Annotated in this window: 14 protein-coding genes; 7 read left to right on the top strand and 7 right to left on the bottom strand. The window is 71.0% G+C overall.

All coding sequences use genetic code 11. From position 1 onward, the window contains the following. Window positions 1–35 precede the first annotated feature (35 nt). Window positions 36–1,397, top strand: coding sequence for a cryptochrome/photolyase family protein (locus ACNYS0_RS42065; RefSeq protein ID WP_422482097.1), 1,362 nt, complete (start codon window positions 36–38; stop codon window positions 1,395–1,397). On the opposite strand, the gene ACNYS0_RS42060 is transcribed toward ACNYS0_RS42065, so the two are convergent. After that, window positions 1,372–2,370, bottom strand: coding sequence for a MerR family transcriptional regulator (locus ACNYS0_RS42060; protein WP_422482095.1), 999 nt, complete (start codon window positions 2,368–2,370; stop codon window positions 1,372–1,374). The genes ACNYS0_RS42065 and ACNYS0_RS42060 overlap by 26 nt on opposite strands. Before the next feature lie 158 nt (window positions 2,371–2,528). Between ACNYS0_RS42060 and ACNYS0_RS42055 the strand changes: the two genes are divergently transcribed. Beyond that, window positions 2,529–3,125, top strand: coding sequence for an RNA polymerase sigma factor (locus ACNYS0_RS42055; RefSeq protein ID WP_422482093.1), 597 nt, complete (start codon window positions 2,529–2,531; stop codon window positions 3,123–3,125). Window positions 3,126–3,298: 173 nt separating this feature from the next. Continuing rightward, window positions 3,299–4,528 carry a GNAT family N-acetyltransferase gene (locus tag ACNYS0_RS42050; RefSeq protein WP_422482091.1) on the top strand — a complete coding sequence of 410 codons (1,230 nt, stop codon included), beginning with the start codon at window positions 3,299–3,301 and terminating at the stop codon, window positions 4,526–4,528. A gap of 57 nt (window positions 4,529–4,585) precedes the next feature. On the opposite strand, the gene ACNYS0_RS42045 is transcribed toward ACNYS0_RS42050, so the two are convergent. The 4 genes from ACNYS0_RS42045 to ACNYS0_RS42030 form a co-directional block, all read right to left on the bottom strand. After that, entirely contained in the window at window positions 4,586–4,954 is a 369-nt protein-coding gene (locus ACNYS0_RS42045) for a peptidase inhibitor family I36 protein (protein ID WP_422482089.1), read from the bottom strand. Window positions 4,955–4,985: 31 nt separating this feature from the next. Beyond that, a complete protein-coding gene (locus tag ACNYS0_RS42040) occupies window positions 4,986–5,504 on the bottom strand; it encodes a hypothetical protein (RefSeq protein ID WP_422482087.1) in 519 nt (172 codons plus the stop codon). A gap of 7 nt (window positions 5,505–5,511) precedes the next feature. Continuing rightward, on the bottom strand, window positions 5,512–5,883 hold the full coding sequence (locus ACNYS0_RS42035) for a hypothetical protein (protein ID WP_422482085.1): 372 nt from the start codon (window positions 5,881–5,883) through the stop codon (window positions 5,512–5,514). Window positions 5,884–5,977: 94 nt separating this feature from the next. Further along, entirely contained in the window at window positions 5,978–6,412 is a 435-nt protein-coding gene (locus ACNYS0_RS42030; protein WP_422482083.1) for a hypothetical protein, read from the bottom strand. Window positions 6,413–6,657: 245 nt separating this feature from the next. Between ACNYS0_RS42030 and ACNYS0_RS42025 the strand changes: the two genes are divergently transcribed. Both ACNYS0_RS42025 and ACNYS0_RS42020 read left to right on the top strand, forming a co-directional pair. Continuing rightward, window positions 6,658–7,158 carry a mycothiol transferase gene (locus ACNYS0_RS42025; protein ID WP_422482081.1) on the top strand — a complete coding sequence of 167 codons (501 nt, stop codon included), beginning with the start codon at window positions 6,658–6,660 and terminating at the stop codon, window positions 7,156–7,158. A gap of 169 nt (window positions 7,159–7,327) precedes the next feature. After that, window positions 7,328–9,025 carry a chitinase gene (locus ACNYS0_RS42020; RefSeq protein WP_422482079.1) on the top strand — a complete coding sequence of 566 codons (1,698 nt, stop codon included), beginning with the start codon at window positions 7,328–7,330 and terminating at the stop codon, window positions 9,023–9,025. 45 nt (window positions 9,026–9,070) lie between these two features. Here ACNYS0_RS42020 and ACNYS0_RS42015 read toward each other — a convergent pair whose 3' ends face one another. Both ACNYS0_RS42015 and ACNYS0_RS42010 read right to left on the bottom strand, forming a co-directional pair. After that, a complete protein-coding gene (locus tag ACNYS0_RS42015) occupies window positions 9,071–9,598 on the bottom strand; it encodes an OsmC family protein (RefSeq protein WP_422482077.1) in 528 nt (175 codons plus the stop codon). Window positions 9,599–9,845: 247 nt separating this feature from the next. Continuing rightward, window positions 9,846–10,340 (bottom strand): cupin domain-containing protein, encoded by a 495-nt coding sequence (locus tag ACNYS0_RS42010; protein ID WP_422482075.1) that lies wholly within the window; start codon window positions 10,338–10,340, stop codon window positions 9,846–9,848. A gap of 179 nt (window positions 10,341–10,519) precedes the next feature. Here ACNYS0_RS42010 and ACNYS0_RS42005 point away from each other — a divergent pair, with 179 nt between their 5' ends. Both ACNYS0_RS42005 and ACNYS0_RS42000 read left to right on the top strand, forming a co-directional pair. Next, window positions 10,520–14,833 (top strand): discoidin domain-containing protein, encoded by a 4,314-nt coding sequence (locus ACNYS0_RS42005; protein WP_422482073.1) that lies wholly within the window; start codon window positions 10,520–10,522, stop codon window positions 14,831–14,833. A 76-nt stretch (window positions 14,834–14,909) separates the two neighbouring features. After that, window positions 14,910–15,863 (top strand): BUD32 family EKC/KEOPS complex subunit, encoded by a 954-nt coding sequence (locus ACNYS0_RS42000; protein ID WP_422482071.1) that lies wholly within the window; start codon window positions 14,910–14,912, stop codon window positions 15,861–15,863. Window positions 15,864–15,942: the final 79 nt, after the last annotated feature.

Below are 15,942 nucleotides of genomic sequence, written 5' to 3'. Positions count from 1 at the left end.
CCCGCTTTCGACCCCTGCCCGTCTGGAGCCCTGCCGTGCGTGTCCGTGTCGTCCTGTTCACTTCCGATCTCCGCGTGCACGACCACCCTCCGTTGCGCGCGGCGCTGAACTCGGCGGACGCCGTGGTGCCGTTGTTCGTCCGCGACGCGGGGGTCGCCGGGTTCCTCGCACCGAACCGGGAGGCCTTCCTCGCGGACTGTCTGCGGGACCTGGACGCGGGGCTGCGGGAGCGCGGCGGGCGGCTCGTGGTGCGCTCCGGCGACGTGGTCGACGTCGTCGCCAAGGTGGTGGCCGAGACCGACGCGTGCGCCGTGCACGTCGCGGCCGGCGTGTCCGCCTACGCGCAGCGCCGGGAGGACCGTCTGCGGGACACGCTGGGCCGTCTCGGCTGCGAACTGGTGGCGCACGACGGGGTCGTGACCTGTGTGCCGCCCGGCGCCGTCACGCCCGACTCCCGGGACCACTTCGCGGTGTTCACGCCCTATCACCGGCGCTGGGCGCAGCACGGGCTGCGGGCCGTCGTCCGGGCCCCGCGCGCGGTCCGGGTCCCCGACGGCGTCGGATCCGAGGCGCTGCCCGAGCGGGCGGAGGTGACGGGGGTGTCGCCGGGGCTCGCCGCCGGTGGCGAAGAGGCGGGCCGCTCGCTCCTGACCTCCTGGCTGCGTTCGGGTATCGCCGCGTACGAGGACCGGCACGACGACCTGGCGGGAGACGCCACCTCGCGCCTCTCCCCGCATCTGCACTTCGGCACGGTCGGTCCCGTCGAGGCGGTGCACCGCGCCAGTTCGGCGGGCGGTCCCGGTGCGGAGGCGTTCGTCCGGCAGCTGGCCTGGCGGGACTTCCACCACCAGGTGCTCGCGGCCCGGCCCGCCGCCGCGCACGCCGACTACCGCACACAGCACGACCGTTGGCGCAGGGCGCCCCGGGAGGTCGAGGCGTGGCAGGAGGGGCGCACCGGCTACCCGGTGGTGGACGCCGCGATGCGGCAGCTTCGCCACGAGGGCTGGATGCACAACCGGGGGCGGCTGCTCACCGGGTCGTTCCTCGTCAAGACGCTGTACGTGGACTGGCGGGTGGGCGCCCGGCACTTCCTGGAGCTGCTGGTGGACGGGGACGTCGCGAACAACCAGTTGAACTGGCAGTGGATGGCGGGCACCGGCACCGACAGCCGCCCGAACCGGGTGCTCAATCCGGTGACCCAGGCCAAGCGCTACGACCCGGACGGCGCCTATGTGCGGCGCTGGGTACCGGAGTTGGCGGGCGTCGAGGGCTCCGCGGTGCACACGCCGTGGAAGCTGGCCGGGCTCGACCGGGCCGCGCTCGGCGACTATCCGGACCCGATCGTCGAACTGCCGGACGCGCTCGCCCGGTTCAGGAGGGGCCGGGGGCTCGACTGACCTCCGGGTAGTGGCGCTCGATCTGGTCGAGGGCCTGCGGCAGCGTCGCCGGGTGCAGCGCGCCGCGCACCCCCCTGCCCGCCCAGCCGGGTCCGGCCAGCATCACCGCGGGCTTGCCGCGGGCGCCGCGCACCCCCCAGTGGGTCTCGGCGAGATGACGGGCCAGCGGCAGGGTCGCGGTGGAACGCGCCTGCGCCCACAGCACCACGACGCGCGGCCCGATCCTGCGCACGGCGGCCGACACCGCCTCCACGGGCACCGCCGCGCCGAACATCCGCTGCGGTACGCCCAGTTGACTCAGTCCGGCGCTGAGCGCCTCCAGGGCGAGCACGTGCTGCTCGGCGGGGACGCAGGCAAGGACCAGCGGCGGCAGCGCGAGCGTGGACTCGACGGGGGCGGCGGCGCGGTGCAGGGTGCGCGAGACGTGCCAGGACAACAGGTGCTCGACCTCGACGTACCGGTCGCCCGCCTCCTCCCACTTGCGGCCCACCGCGTGCAGCACCGGCGCCATCACGTCCTGCCAGGCGGCGACCAGGCCGTGCCGCGCCACGGCCTCGGTGAGCAGGTTCTGCACCGTCGGCGCGTCCATGCGGGTCGCCGCGCGGGAGATGCCCCGGCACTGGCGCTCCAGCGTGGCCGGTGAGGCGGGCGCGGCGGGTGCGGGGCGCTGGAGCGGCAGTCCGGCGGGCGGTGTCGCCAGCCGCTTGCCCGCGAGGCGCGCGGCCTCCGCGGGCGGCAGGCCCGTCGTGGTCAGTCGGCACATCTCCTCGACGGCCGCGATGTCCTGTTCGGTCCAGCGCCGATGGTGCCCCGTCGAGCGCTGCGCGGGCCCGAGCCCGTAGCGCCGGTCCCAGCTGCGCAGGGTCGTCGGGGAGACCCCGAGCCGCCTGGCGAGGGCGCCGGTGGTGACGCCCGCCTCCCCCGGTGTCTTCCGTGACTCTGCCGCGTCGCGCGCGTGCTGCCCCTCGTCCATCGGCCCACGATACGACGCACAACCGATGCGGGTTGCCGTGCGGCGGGAGCCGTTTCCAGGATGACCGGACCGCGACCCGGCGGGCACCGCGCTTGTCCGGTCCGGATCGCCGGCAGTCGGGTTCGGGACCGTTTCGAGGAGTTGACGAGGCGTTGAGGATGCCAGGCTTGCTGTCACGGGGCGTCGACCCTCGCGAGGTGTCGGAGGCCGCCCTGGCGGACGGTCTCGCGGCGGGTGACGTCGCCTGCCTCGCCGAGGTGTACCGGCGGTGGGCTCCGCTGGTGCGGGGCCTGGCCCAGCGGGCGCTCGGCGACCGCTTCGAGGCGGAGGACGTGATGCAGCAGGTGTTCCTCGCCGCCTGGCACGGCCGGTCCGGGTACCGGCCCGAACTGGGCCCGCCCTCCGCCTGGTTGACCGGCATCGCGCGGCACCGCGTCGCCGACGCCCTCGCCGCCAGGAACCGTCGCGCTGCGCTGTTCGAGGCGGCGGCCGGTCGGCACGCCGCCCTGGCCGACCGGGAACCCGTGAACGACGCGGCCATGGACGCGGTCGTAGAACGGCTGCTGCTGTCGCAGGAGTTGGCGCGCCTGCCGAGCACGCAGCGCACCGTGCTGTCCCTCACGTTCTACGAGGATCTGACGCAGCCCCAGATCGCGGAGCGCACCGGCTGGCCGCTGGGCACGGTCAAGAGTCATGCCCGGCGCGGCATGCGGCGCCTCGGCGACCGGCTGCGCGGCCGGGGCGAGCGCGGGTGAGATTCCTGGGATCCGGGTGCATCCGTTCGGCCCCTTCGGCCCGAATCCCCGGTGTGCGGCGCACGAGTACGGCCGCACGGACCCGGGCGGCCCAGACCCCGCCGCCCGCCCATCTCAGCGGGGTCGGCGCCGCTGAGGTGGGTATCGGCGGACCGCCACTACAGTCGATGATCATGAACATTGGCTCCGTCCGCCTCCGCGACGTACCCGAGTCCGACATCGAACGCGCCCTGGCGCTCGCCTGTCTCGTCTTCCACGAGTCACCCGACGCCGACCGCCGCAAGCAGCAGGAGCAGATGCTGTCCGGCTGTCTGCGGATCGGCGCGTACGACGGCGAGGAGCTGGTCGGCTTCGCGGCGGCGCATCCCTTCACCGTCTCCGTGCCGGGCGGCGACCTCCCCTGCCCCGGCCTGTCGTACGTCTCGGTCGCGCCCACGCACCGCAGGCGCGGCGTGCTGTCGGCCATGATGTCCGAGCTGTTCGCCCGCTGCGCCGGGCAGGGCGCGCCGCTGGCCGCGCTGTGGGCGTCGGAGGCGGCGATCTACGGCCGGTTCGGCTTCGGCCCCGGCACGTACGGGGCGACCGTGGAGATCGACTCGCGGCGCGCGCTCGCGCTGCGTGTGGCGCCCGACGAGCGTGCGCTGCGCCTGCTCGACTCGGACTCGGTGCCGGCCGTGCTCGCGCCGCACTTCGAGAGGACCCGCGGGCGGCGGGCGGGCCGGCACGCGCGCACGCCCGCGTGGTGGCGCGAGCAGTGGCTGGCGCGACAGGACGAGGAGGACGAAAAGCTCTCACCGCCGCGCGTGGTGGCGCTCGGCGATCCGCTTGCCGGTTACGCGATCTACCGCACCAAGTCGGGTGACTGGTCCGGGGGCGTCGCCGGCCTCGTGAGCGTCGAGGAGCTGGAGGCCGATACGCCCGAGGGGGCGGCGGCGCTGTGGCGGTATCTCGCGGACATCGACCTGACGGGCACGGTGCGCGCGCACGGCAGGCCCCTCGACGATCCGCTGCCGCTGCTCGCGGCCGACCGCGATCAGGTGACCGTGACGCGTGTCGAACCGGCGCTGTGGGTGCGTCTGGTGGACGTGCGCGCGGCGCTCGCGGCCCGCGCGTGGGCGGCGCCCGTTGACGTGGTCCTCGCGGTCCGTGACGCGCGGATCCCGGCGAACGCGGGGACGTTCCGTCTGACCGCGTCGCCGGACGGCTTCTCGTACGCGCCCACGGACGACGCACCCGACCTGACCGTGGAGGCCCGCGATCTGGCGACCGCGTACATGGCGGCGACGCCGGTGGCGGCCCTGGTGCGCGCGGGTCTGGTGGCGGAGCACACGCGGGGCGCGGCGTCGATGCTCGACGCCGCGCTGCGCACGGAGCTACTGCCGCACACCGGCGACACGTTCTGAACTCACGTCACCGGTGGGCGGGTTCAGCACTGCACCTTCTTCAGTGCTCCGTCTTCGTCAGCACTCCATCTTCCACGTGTGCGAGTCGCCGCTGTCGTTGGCCCAGCCGTTGGACGGGATCTCCTGGCCGGGCGACAGACAGACGGTGCCGAAGCCGATGAGTCCTGGGTTCTCGTAGACCTGGACGTGGTCCTTGATGCCTGGTCCTGAGATTCCGTGGTTGGCCCAGGAGGAGTCCTCGTCCTGGATGCCGTCCTCCCAGTCGTGGTCGTCGCCGGACCAGTTCCAGCGCATTCCGGTGTAGTTGGCGTCGGTCCAGGCGCAGAACTCGCCGCTGGGGCACTGGGCCGCGAAGGCGGTCGCGGGGAGGGCGGCGCCGCCGAGGGCGAGGACCGCGGCGGTGACCAGGGCGATCGGGTGCTTCATGAGGTCTGTTCTCCTTGCAGGTTCAGTGGGATCAGTGGGTGGAGGCGTGCAGCACGCGGGTGGACGCGTCGAGCGCGTGGTCCCGCAGGCGCTGCCATTCGGCGAGGTCGGCGCGGTGCCGGGCGCGCACGGAGGCGAGGCTGAGGTCGCGGTGGGCGGCCTCTGGCTTGAGGTTGTTGACGACGGTCGACACCTGGAACCAGCGTTTCTGGTCGCCGTAGAGGGTGCGTTGGGCGGCGGCCAGGCAGCCGTCGGTGTGGGCGCGTACGGGGATGCCGTTCGCGAGGGTCAGGGAGAGTTCGGCGGGCGGGCGGCCGAAGAGGGCGGCCGCGACCCGCTGTTCCTCCGCCCGGTTCGCCGGGTGTCGCCCCGGCCGGGGCGGCGTGAGGCCCTGCCGGGTGAGGCAGCGGTCGGTGAGGGTCTGGGTGGCGGCCCTGATGGTGTCGTCGGGCATGCGGTCGGATCTGTCGGTGCGCTCGGTGGTGCAGCCCGTGAGCGGGAGCAGCGCGGCGCAGGCGAGGACGGCGAGGGCTCGGGTGCGGCGGTTCATGGCGCGCTCAGCCCTGCTCGCACCCCATGGTGGTGTCCGAGACACCGTCGAGTTTTCCCGCCCACTCCCAGTTCTCGGAGTAGTCGTCGCGCCGGATCTCGCGGTAGAGGCAGCCGGTCGAGGTGTAGCTGATGGCGTAGACGGTGCCCGCGACGCGGGAGTCGAAGGAGACGGCGTGCCGCGCCGTCCCGTTCTCCGCGTCGGCGTAGCCGGGCGGTCCGTAGCACCAGGCCTGGCCGTGCATGCCGACTTCGGTCCAGAAGCAGACCTGCCCGGGCGGCACGGCGGCGGGCGCCGCGGCGGCGGTGGGTGCGAGAGCGGCCGTGGCGCCGCCGAGGAGGGAGAGCGTGAGGGTGAACAGCACGGATCTGTGCTTCATGAAGGGTTTCATTCCTGACCCCGGAGTGATCGTTCTTACTGAGCGTGATCACACTGCCCCGGAGTCGGCGCGATCAAGCGCCGTGTCACCCTTGTCAGTGACTATTGGTAACCGGCATGCGACGCCGCGGGCCGCGTCGGCGCGGCTGGGTGCGGGCCATGCGGACCGCGTCGACCGACTCGGCGAGGAGTTCGTACTCCGTGGTCTCGTCGCGGGTCGCGATCCTGACGAGTCGCCCGGAGGCCAATTCCTCCGCGACGCTCTCCTGTTGCTCCGGGTCGGCGCACCAGGCCCGCAGCTGGTCCGGCACATCGGGCGCGTCCTCGGCCACGGGCGTCAGCGCACCCTCGGGTAAGTGGGGCTGGCCGGGTCGCGGGTCGAGGCGCTCCGCCATCCACATGGCCCGGTCGCGCAGCCACCACAGGGCCAGCGCGATGGTGGGGGCGCGATATGTGCCGAGCGGAACACCCACGCGCCGGCCGCCGCAGATTCCGTACGCGGTGACGTGGCACAGGAATTCGTCGTGCACGGTCTCCCCCATTGCCTGGCGCCCGACTGCATTGACTGTTGTGCCAAACGTTCAGTGATCCACCGCAACGGCGGGAATGTGCGGGGCAATTGGCCCGGGCCACGCCGTCTTCGAGCAAAGTTCAACCGTTCCCTGATCAAGTATCGGCACTTCAGAGACACTGTCACCATGGCTTTTACGCCAGTCTCCGGGCATATTCACGGTGCGCGTTGGCCGAAATCCTCCAGTTCGGAGACACTGCACGCATGCGCTCACACGACGTACTCATGGACGGCTACAGCCGCATTCGGGAAGAGGTGCACGCGGCCGTCGAGGGACTTTCCGCCGACGCGCTGAACGAGCGCCCGGAGGACACGGCGAATTCCATTGCCTGGCTGATCTGGCATCTCACCCGCGTGCAGGACGACCATGTCGCCGACGCCGCGGGGCTGGAGCAGGTCTGGCTCGCGGGCGGCTGGGCGGAGCGTTTCGAGCTGCCGCTCGACGAGTCGGACACCGGGTACGGGCACACACCGAAGCAGGTCGGCCAGGTGCGGGTCGCCTCGGGCGAGCTCCTCGTGGGCTATTACGACGCGGTGCACGAGCAGACGCTCGGGTTCCTCGGCGGCCTGAAGGACGCCGACCTCGACCGTGTCGTCGACGAGGGCTGGGATCCGCCGGTGACACTGGGGGTACGACTCATCAGCGTGCTCTCGGACGACCTTCAGCACGTGGGACAGGCCGCCTACCTGCGCGGACTGAGCTGAGCCCACCGGCTTCGCGCCCTCCTCAGCGGCGCCGGACCTCCCGTCCGGCGCCGCTTTCGTGCGTGCCAGAGGTCTTGACAACTCCATTGGTCTGAACCAACTTTGGCGCACACACGGTGGCCACCGTTCACATCCGCAGCATCCCCACCTCTTCCCAGGAGGCTCCCCCGTGGACCGTGCACGCCCCCGCAGACGCAGACCCGGCCTCGCGCTCGCCGTTCTGGCGGCCGCCTCGCTCGGCGTCACCGCGCTCGCCTCTCCCGCGCAGGCCGCCGACGTCAACGTGGCCAAGAACGCCGGCTTCGAGTCGGACCTGAGCAACTGGACGTGCACCGCGGGCAGCGGCTCCGTCGTGTCCTCGCCCGTGCACGGCGGCACGAAGGCCCTGAAGGGCGCCCCCTCGGGCCAGGACAACGCGAAGTGCAGCCAGACCGTCGCGGTGAAGCCGAACTCGACGTACACGCTGAGCAGTTGGGTGCAGGGCGGGTACGCCTACCTCGGCGCGAGCGGCACCGGCACCACCGATGTGTCCACGTGGACGCCGGGCGGCTCCTCCTGGCAGCAGCTCACGACGAGCTTCAAGACCGGCGCGAACACGAGCTCCGTGACGGTCTACACGCACGGCTGGTACGGGCAGAGCGCGTACTACGTCGACGATGTGAACGTCTTCGGCCCCGACGGGGGCGGCGGCTCGGATCCGGTGGTGGTCCCTGCCGCGCCCACGGGGCTCGCGGCGGGCGCGACCACCGCCTCGTCCGTCGGCCTGTCCTGGTCCCCGGTCTCCAATGCCACCGGCTACAACGTGTACCGGGACGGCACGAAGGTCGCCGCCGTCACGGGCGCCTCGACGACGGTCACCGGCCTGACGGCCGACACCGCGTACAGCTTCCAGGTCACCGCGACGAACGCGGCGGGCGAGTCCGGGAAGTCGGCGGCGGTGAGCGCGCGGACCGCCGCGTCGGGCGGCGACCCCGGCGGTGGCACCGTGCCCAAGCATGCGCTGACCGGGTACTGGCAGAACTTCGACAACGGCGCGACGGTGCAGAAGCTGCGGGACGTGCAGTCGCAGTACGACATCATCGCGGTCTCCTTCGCCGACGCCACCACCACGCCCGGTCAGATCACTTTCAACCTGGACCCGGCCGTCGGCTACGGAGGTGTCAGTGACTTCAAGGCCGACATCGCGGCCAAGCACGCGGCGGGCAAAGCCGTGATCCTGTCGGTGGGCGGCGAGAAGGGCACCATCTCCGTCAACAGCGACGCCTCGGCGACGGCGTTCGCGGACAGCGCGTACCAGCTGATGCAGGAGTACGGCTTCGACGGCGTCGACATCGACCTGGAGAACGGCCTCAACTCGACGTACATGTCGAAGGCGCTGCGCCAGCTGTCGGCGAAGGCGGGCGGCAAGCTGGTCCTGACGATGGCGCCGCAGACCATCGACATGCAGTCGACGTCCGGCGAGTACTTCAAGACCGCGCTGAACGTGAAGGACATCCTCACGGTCGTCAACATGCAGTACTACAACAGCGGTTCGATGCTGGGCTGTGACGGCAAGGTCTACAGCCAGGGCTCCGTGGACTTCCTCACGGCGCTCGCCTGCATCCAGCTGGAGGGCGGCCTCGACGCCTCGCAGGTCGGGCTCGGCGTGCCCGCGTCGACGCGCGGCGCGGGCAGCGGCTACGTGGCCCCGTCCGTCGTGAACAACGCGCTGGACTGTCTGGCGCGCGGCACCGGCTGCGGCACGTTCAAGCCCGCGAAGACCTATCCGGGGCTGCGCGGGGCGATGACCTGGTCCACGAACTGGGACGCGACGGCGGGCAACGCCTGGTCGAACGCGGTCGGGCCCAAGGTGCACGCGCTGCCGTAGGGCCGGGACGGGCCGGTGGCACGACGCCGCCGGCCCGCACGGGTGTCAGCCGCCCATGAAGAGCATCGTGCCGTCGGGGCCCAGCGCCTCGACGCGCGCGCCGTGTTCGACGGTGCGGCTGACCGTGCAGTACTTCTCGTGGGTCAGGCGGATGCCGCGTTCGAGCGCCTCCGCGGCGTCCGTGTCCCCCTCGGGCAGGTCGATCTCGTAGGAGACGCGGACGGAGCCGACCCGCCCGTCGTCCTCCGGCCGTGACGCGGACTCGACGGTGATGCGCAGCGCGTCGTGCGGCACGGTGCGCGCCGTGCGGTCCACGACCAGGCCGCCGCAGCCACCGAGGGCGGCGAGGAGGAGTTCCACGGGGGTGAAGGAGGGCTGGGCGCCCTCGCTGTCGGCGGGGGCGATGCGGACCTCGGCGCCGCGATCATTGCGCGCGGTCCAGTCGCGGTCGCCGTTGCGGACGGTCTCAATGCGGTAGTCGGCCATGCCGGAACCGTAACCAGCGGCGGGCTGTGCGCCCCGCAGCGCCCCCGGGGTGTCGGGGCGGCGGGTCGGGGAGTCCGCGTGCCCCACGCCCACGGACTCCCCGATGGTGCTCCCTCCCCTGGCGACCGCTGCCCGAGTGCGCGGCCGCCGTGCCGCAGAGTCTGCCGGGGACGGCCGCGGAGTTCATCCCGCACCCCCGGATTTCGGTAACTTTACGTATTGAATCAGTGGCGAGAAGTTACGGGCCCGTGGCGCCACATCCCGTACATACGGCGGGAGTCGAGGCGCGGGCCGCTCCGTCTGGCGTGATCCCTTCACTTCAAGTACGGCCGGATCACTGCGCCTGCGCGCGACCCTCCAGACGCTCCCCGCAGCGGGCGCAGAACCGGGCGCCGGCATCGTCGGCTGCGCGGCCGCACGCCGCGCACACGAGCGGCAGCAGGCAGGGCGCCTCGCCGCCCTCGGCCGTGACCTGCGATTCGGCGCGGCGGATGGCCATGCCGGGCCGCCTGCGGTGCGCCGTGAGATAGACGAGCCCGTCATCGCCCGCACTGACCGAGCGCCGCTCGCCGCGCGGCACGAACGCCAGCGTGCCGGGCGCCAACCCCGCCTCCTCGCCCGCCCGGTGGAGCGTGCCGTGGCCCTCCACGACGACGAGGAGCACGTCGAGCTCGGTCTCCACGTATCCGTCGCCGCCTCCGCCCGGCCGCAGGCGGACCACGTTGGCATCGAGCTGGCGGGCCGCGCCGTCGAGCCGCCAGAGGGCGCCGGTCGCCTCCGGCGCGGCGGCGCTCAGTACGTCGGCGAGGGTGACGTGGGCTGCGGGCATCGGTCTTGCTCCCCTGGCGTGGCGCGTCTGATCGTGACCGTTCAATTCTCCCGCACCGCAACTCTCTCTGTTCAAACAGTAGACTCAGCAACACTGTTCTGCAATTCTCCAACAACTGAACGCAAGAACGTGATGCACGTCCTTCAATTCGCTCACAACGGCGCAGGGACAGGAGAGGCATGTTCGGACAGTGCGTGTTCAGATCCAGAGGGAGACGGGGATGGCGGGGGGCCGCGGTGGCGTTCCTCGTGTGCACCCTGGCGCTCCTCGGCCTGCCCGCCGTGACCGCGCAGGCCGCGGGCGGGCCCAATCTCGCGGCGGGGGCACAGGCCAAGGCGAGCAGCGCGAAGCCGGACTACGGGGCGGGGAACGTCTCGGACGGCAACTCATCGACGTACTGGGAGAGTTCGGGGGCCGACTGGCCGCAGTGGGTGCAGGTCGACCTGGGGTCCACGGCCCGCGTCGACGAGGTGACGCTGCGCCTGCCGGCCGCATGGGAGAGCCGGACGCAGACGCTCTCGGTGCAGGGCAGCGCCGACGGTACGACGTTCGACACACTCAAGACCTCGGCGTCGTACACCTTCTCGCCCGGTTCGGGCAACACGGTGGACGTCTCCTTCCCCGCCACCCGGGCGAGGTACGTACGGATCGCAGTCACCGCCAACACCGGCTGGAAGGCCGCCCAGTTGGCCGAGCTGGAGGTACACGGAGCCGCCGACTCGTCGGCGAATCTGGCGCGCGGCAAGACGTTCACGGCCAGCTCCGTGACGCAGACGTACGCGGCCGCCAACGCGGGCGACGGCGACCTGTCGAGCTACTGGGAGAGCAAGAACGACGCACTCCCCCAGTGGGTCCAGGTGGATCTCGGCGCGTCGGTGCGGGTGAACCGGGTCGTGCTGCGCCTGCCGCCGTCCTGGGAGACACGGACGCAGACGCTCGCCGTGAAGGGCAGTGTCAACGGATCGGACTTCACGGATCTGGCGGCATCGAAGGGATACGAGTTCAGCGCGGCGGACGGGCAGCGGCAGAGCATCACGTTCGACTCGGTGACCACACGCTACGTACGCGTGCTCGTGACGGCCAATACCCGCCAACCAGCAGGTCAGCTCGCCGAGTTGGAGGTGTACGGCCCCACGACGGGAGACACCGAGGCACCGACGGCGCCCGGCGACCTCGCCTACACGGAGCCCGCGTCCGGCCAGATCAAACTGACGTGGAAGGCGTCCACGGACAACGCGCGGGTCACCGCCTACGACATCTACGCGGACGGGCAGCTGCGCGCCTCGGTCGACGGGGACACCCTCACGTACACGGACACGCAGCCCGCGTCGGCGACGCTCACGTACTACGTGCGCGCCAAGGACGCGGCGGGCAACCAGTCCGCGAACAGCAACTCCGTGACCCGCAAGGGCGATTCGGGCGACACGCAGGCACCCACCGCGCCCGGCACCCTCTCCTTCACCGAGGAGACGAAGGGCCAGGTCAAGCTGGACTGGCGGGCCTCGACCGACAACGTGAAGGTCACCGGCTACGACATCTACGCGAACGGCAAGCTCCTCACGTCCGTCGCCGGTGACACCACTTCGTACACCGACACCCAACCCGCTTCGGCGACGGTGACGTACTACGTGCGCGCCAAGGACGCCGCCGGCAACCAGTCCGCGAACAGCAACTCCGTGACCCGCAACGGCTCGACCACCGAGTCCGCGAACCTCGCGGTCGGCAAGCCGCTGTCCGCGTCGTCGTCCGTGTACTCGTACGTGGCGCAGAACGCGGTGGACGACGACACCAGCACGTACTGGGAGGGCGCCCCGGGCTCGTACCCGAACAGCCTGACCGTGAAGCTGGGCGCGAACGCCGACGTCTCCTCGCTCGTCCTGAAGCTCAGCCCGGACGCCGCATGGGCGGCGCGCACGCAGAAGATCGAGGTGCTCGGACGCGAACAGAAGGCGTCGGAGTTCACACGGCTCGCAGAGCCGAAGGAGTACCGCTTCGATCCGTCGAGCGGCAACAAGGTGACGGTGCCGCTGACCGCGCGCGTCGCGGACGTACGGCTCGTCTTCACCGCCAACTCGGGCGGATCGGCGGGCCAGTTGGCGGAGTTCCAGGTACTCGGCGAGCCCGCCCCGAACCCGGACCTGGTGGTCTCGGGCATCACGGCGAAGCCCGAGACACCGGTCGAGTCCGACAAGATCACCCTGTCGGCGACGGTCCGCAACGCGGGTACCGAGGCCGCCGACGCCACCGACCTCGACTTCACGCTCGGCTCGAAGAAGGTCGGTACGGGTTCCGTGGGCGCGCTCGCGGCCGGTGCGTCCGCCACGGTGAGCGCGGACATCGGCGCGCACGAGGCGGGCTCGTACCAGGTCGGCGCGGTGGTCGACGCGAGCAAGCTCGTCGTGGAGCGCGACGAGGCGAACAACGCGTACACCAGCCCGACGAATCTGGTCGTGAAGCCGGTGACGAGCGCGGACCTGGTGGCATCTCCGGTCGCCTGGTCGCCGAGCGCGCCCGCCGAGGGTGACACCGTCAGCTTCTCGGTCGCCCTCAAGAACCAGGGAAACCAGGCGAGCGCGAGCGGCGGGCACGACATCACGCTCACCGTCACGGACTCCGGCGGGAACGTCGTGAAGACACTCACCGGCTCCCACGACGGCGCCATCGCCGCCGGTGACACCACGCAGCCCGTGAAGCTGGGCACCTGGACGGCGGGCAAGGGCAGGTTCACGGTGAAGACGGTCATCGCCGACGACGCGAACGAGCTCGCGGTCAAGCGCGCCAACAACACCTCCACGCAGCCCCTGTTCGTGGGCCGCGGCGCGAGCATGCCGTACGACATGTACGAGGCGGAGGACGGCACGGTCGGCGGCGGCGCGAAGGTCGTCGGCCCGAACCGGACCGTCGGCGATGTGGCCGGCGAGGCATCGGGCCGCAAGGCGGTCACGCTCGATTCGACGGGCAGCTACGTCGAGTTCACCACGAAGGCGCCGACGAACACGCTCGTCACGCGCTTCTCGATGCCGGACGCGGCGGGCGGCGGAGGCAAGAACTCCACGCTGAACGTCTATGTGGACGGCCGGTTCCTCAAGGCCGTCGACCTGACGTCGAAGTACGCGTGGCTGTACGGCTCCGAGACAGGTCCGGGCAACTCGCCGGGCTCCGGCGCGCCCCGGCACATCTACGACGAGGCGAGTCTGCTGCTCGGCACGACGGTCCCGCAGGGCAGCAGGATCCGTCTTCAGAAGGACACGGCGAACGACTCCACGTACGCGATCGACTTCATCAACCTCGAGGAGGCGAAGGAACTCCCCAACCCGGACCCGGCGGCGTACGCCGTGCCGAACGGGTTCTCGCACCAGGCGGTGCAGGACGCGCTCGACAAGGTGCGGATGGACACGAGCGGCAAGCTCGTCGGTGTGTATCTGCCGCCCGGTGACTACGAGACGTCCAACAAGTTCCAGGTGTACGGGAAGGCGGTGAAGGTGGTCGGCGCGGGCCCGTGGTTCACGCGCTTCCACACGCCGTCCTCGCAGGAGAACACCGACGCGGGCTTCCGGGCCGAGGCGAGCGCCAACGGGTCGACCTTCGCCCACTTCGCCTTCTTCGGGAACTACACGTCGCGGATCGACGGCCCGGGCAAGGTCTTCGACTTCTCGAACGTCGCCGACATCACCATCGACGACATCTGGAACGAGCACACGGTGTGCCTGTACTGGGGCGCCAACACCGACAGGATCACCATCAGGAACTCCCGGATCCGGGACACGTTCGCCGACGGCGTCAACATGACGAACGGGTCGACGGACAACCACGTGGTGAACAACGAGTCGCGGGCGACCGGCGACGACAGCTTCGCCCTGTTCTCGGCGATCGACGCGGGCGGCGCGGACGAGAAGAACAACGTGTACGAGAACCTGACGTCGCTGCTGACCTGGCGGGCCGCGGGCATCGCCGTGTACGGCGGCTACGACAACACGTTCCGCAACATCCTCATCGCGGACACCCTCGTCTACTCCGGAGTCACCATCAGCTCGCTCGACTTCGGCTATCCGATGAACGGCTTCGGCACGGGGCCGACGAAGCTGGAGAACACCTCGATCGTCCGCTCCGGCGGCCACTTCTGGGGCGGGCAGACCTTCCCCGGCATCTGGATGTTCTCGGCGTCGAAGGTGTTCCAGGGGATCCGTGTCAATGACGTCGACATCGTGGACCCGACCTACAGCGGCGTCATGTTCCAGACCAACTACGTGGGAGGGCAGCCCCAGTACCCCATCAAGGACACGATCCTCACGGACGTGACGATCTCCGGCGCCCGCAAGAGCGGTGACGCGTACGACGCGAAGTCCGGTTTCGGTGTGTGGGCGAACGAGATGCCGGAAGCGGGCCAGGGCCCGGCCGTCGGCGAAGTCACCTTCCACAACCTGAAGTTGAGCGACAACGCGGTGGACATCCGCAACACGACGTCCACGTTCAAGATTGAATCGCTGCCGTAGGCGGTCGTCGACACAGCAGGATGGGGTGGCCGGGCGCTCATGCCCGGCCGCCCCTTCTTGCCACCAGGAGCCACCCATGCACCGCCATGCCTCGTACGCCCGCATCTCGACCGCGCTCGCGATCCACGACGACCGCCGGCTGAGGGACATGGTCGAGGCCGCACGGTCCGGCGGGGCAGGGATCGGCGGGCGCTCCGGCGTTCTCGATGTCGACGGCACTCCCGTGTTCGTGAAGCGGGTGCCTCTCACGGAACGGGAGTTGAGGCCGGAGCATCTGCGCTCGACCGCGAATCTCTTCGGGCTCCCGGACTTCTACCAGTACGGCGTGGGTTCGGCCGGGTTCGGGGCGTGGCGGGAGCTGGCGACGCACGTGATGACCACGAACTGGGTGCTGTCCGGCGCCCACGACGGGTTTCCGCTGATGTACCACTGGCGGATCCTGCCGGACGCGCGGCCCGACGGTTTCATGGACCAGTTCGGCGGGATCGACGGGGCCGTGGCCCACTGGGAGAACTCCCCCGCCGTGCGCGGACGCCTGGAGGAGCTGGCGGCGGCGCGCCACAGTCTCGTGCTGTTCCTGGAGTACGTACCGGACACGCTCGCGGGATGGCTCGCGGCGCGGGGTGACGATGTCGCCGCGTACCGCTGGGTGCTGCGGGAGCTGGGACGCGGCACCGGGTTCCTGAGGCACCAGGGCGTCGTGCACTTCGACGCGCACTTCGGCAATCTGCTCACCGACGGCGAGCGGATCCTCTTCGCGGACTTCGGCCTCGCGCTCAGCTCCCGGTTCCAGCTCTCCGCCACGGAGCGCGATGTCCTCGACCGGCACCTCCCCTCGTACGACTTCTTGCTGACACTGAGCCATCTGCGGCGCCACCACCTGCCTCCGACCGCTCCCGACGCGGTGCGCGGACTGCTCGCTCCCCACGCGCCGGCGCTCGCGGTGTTCGACGGCTTCGTCGAGCGTCTGCTGGGCGACGGCAAGCGGACGCCGTACCCGGCCGAGGACATCGCGGAGACACAGGCCTAAAAGAACGACAGTTCCATTACGGCCGATCTCTTGCTAGGGTTCCAACACGCCTTAACGGAACTGGCAATCCATTAGCAGG

It is taken from the genome of Streptomyces anthophorae, assembly GCF_049310305.1.
Classification (GTDB): Bacteria; Actinomycetota; Actinomycetes; order Streptomycetales; family Streptomycetaceae; genus Streptomyces.
Note: the sequence above shows the minus strand (reverse complement) of the source record. Positions and strands in the feature narration are given on the sequence as shown.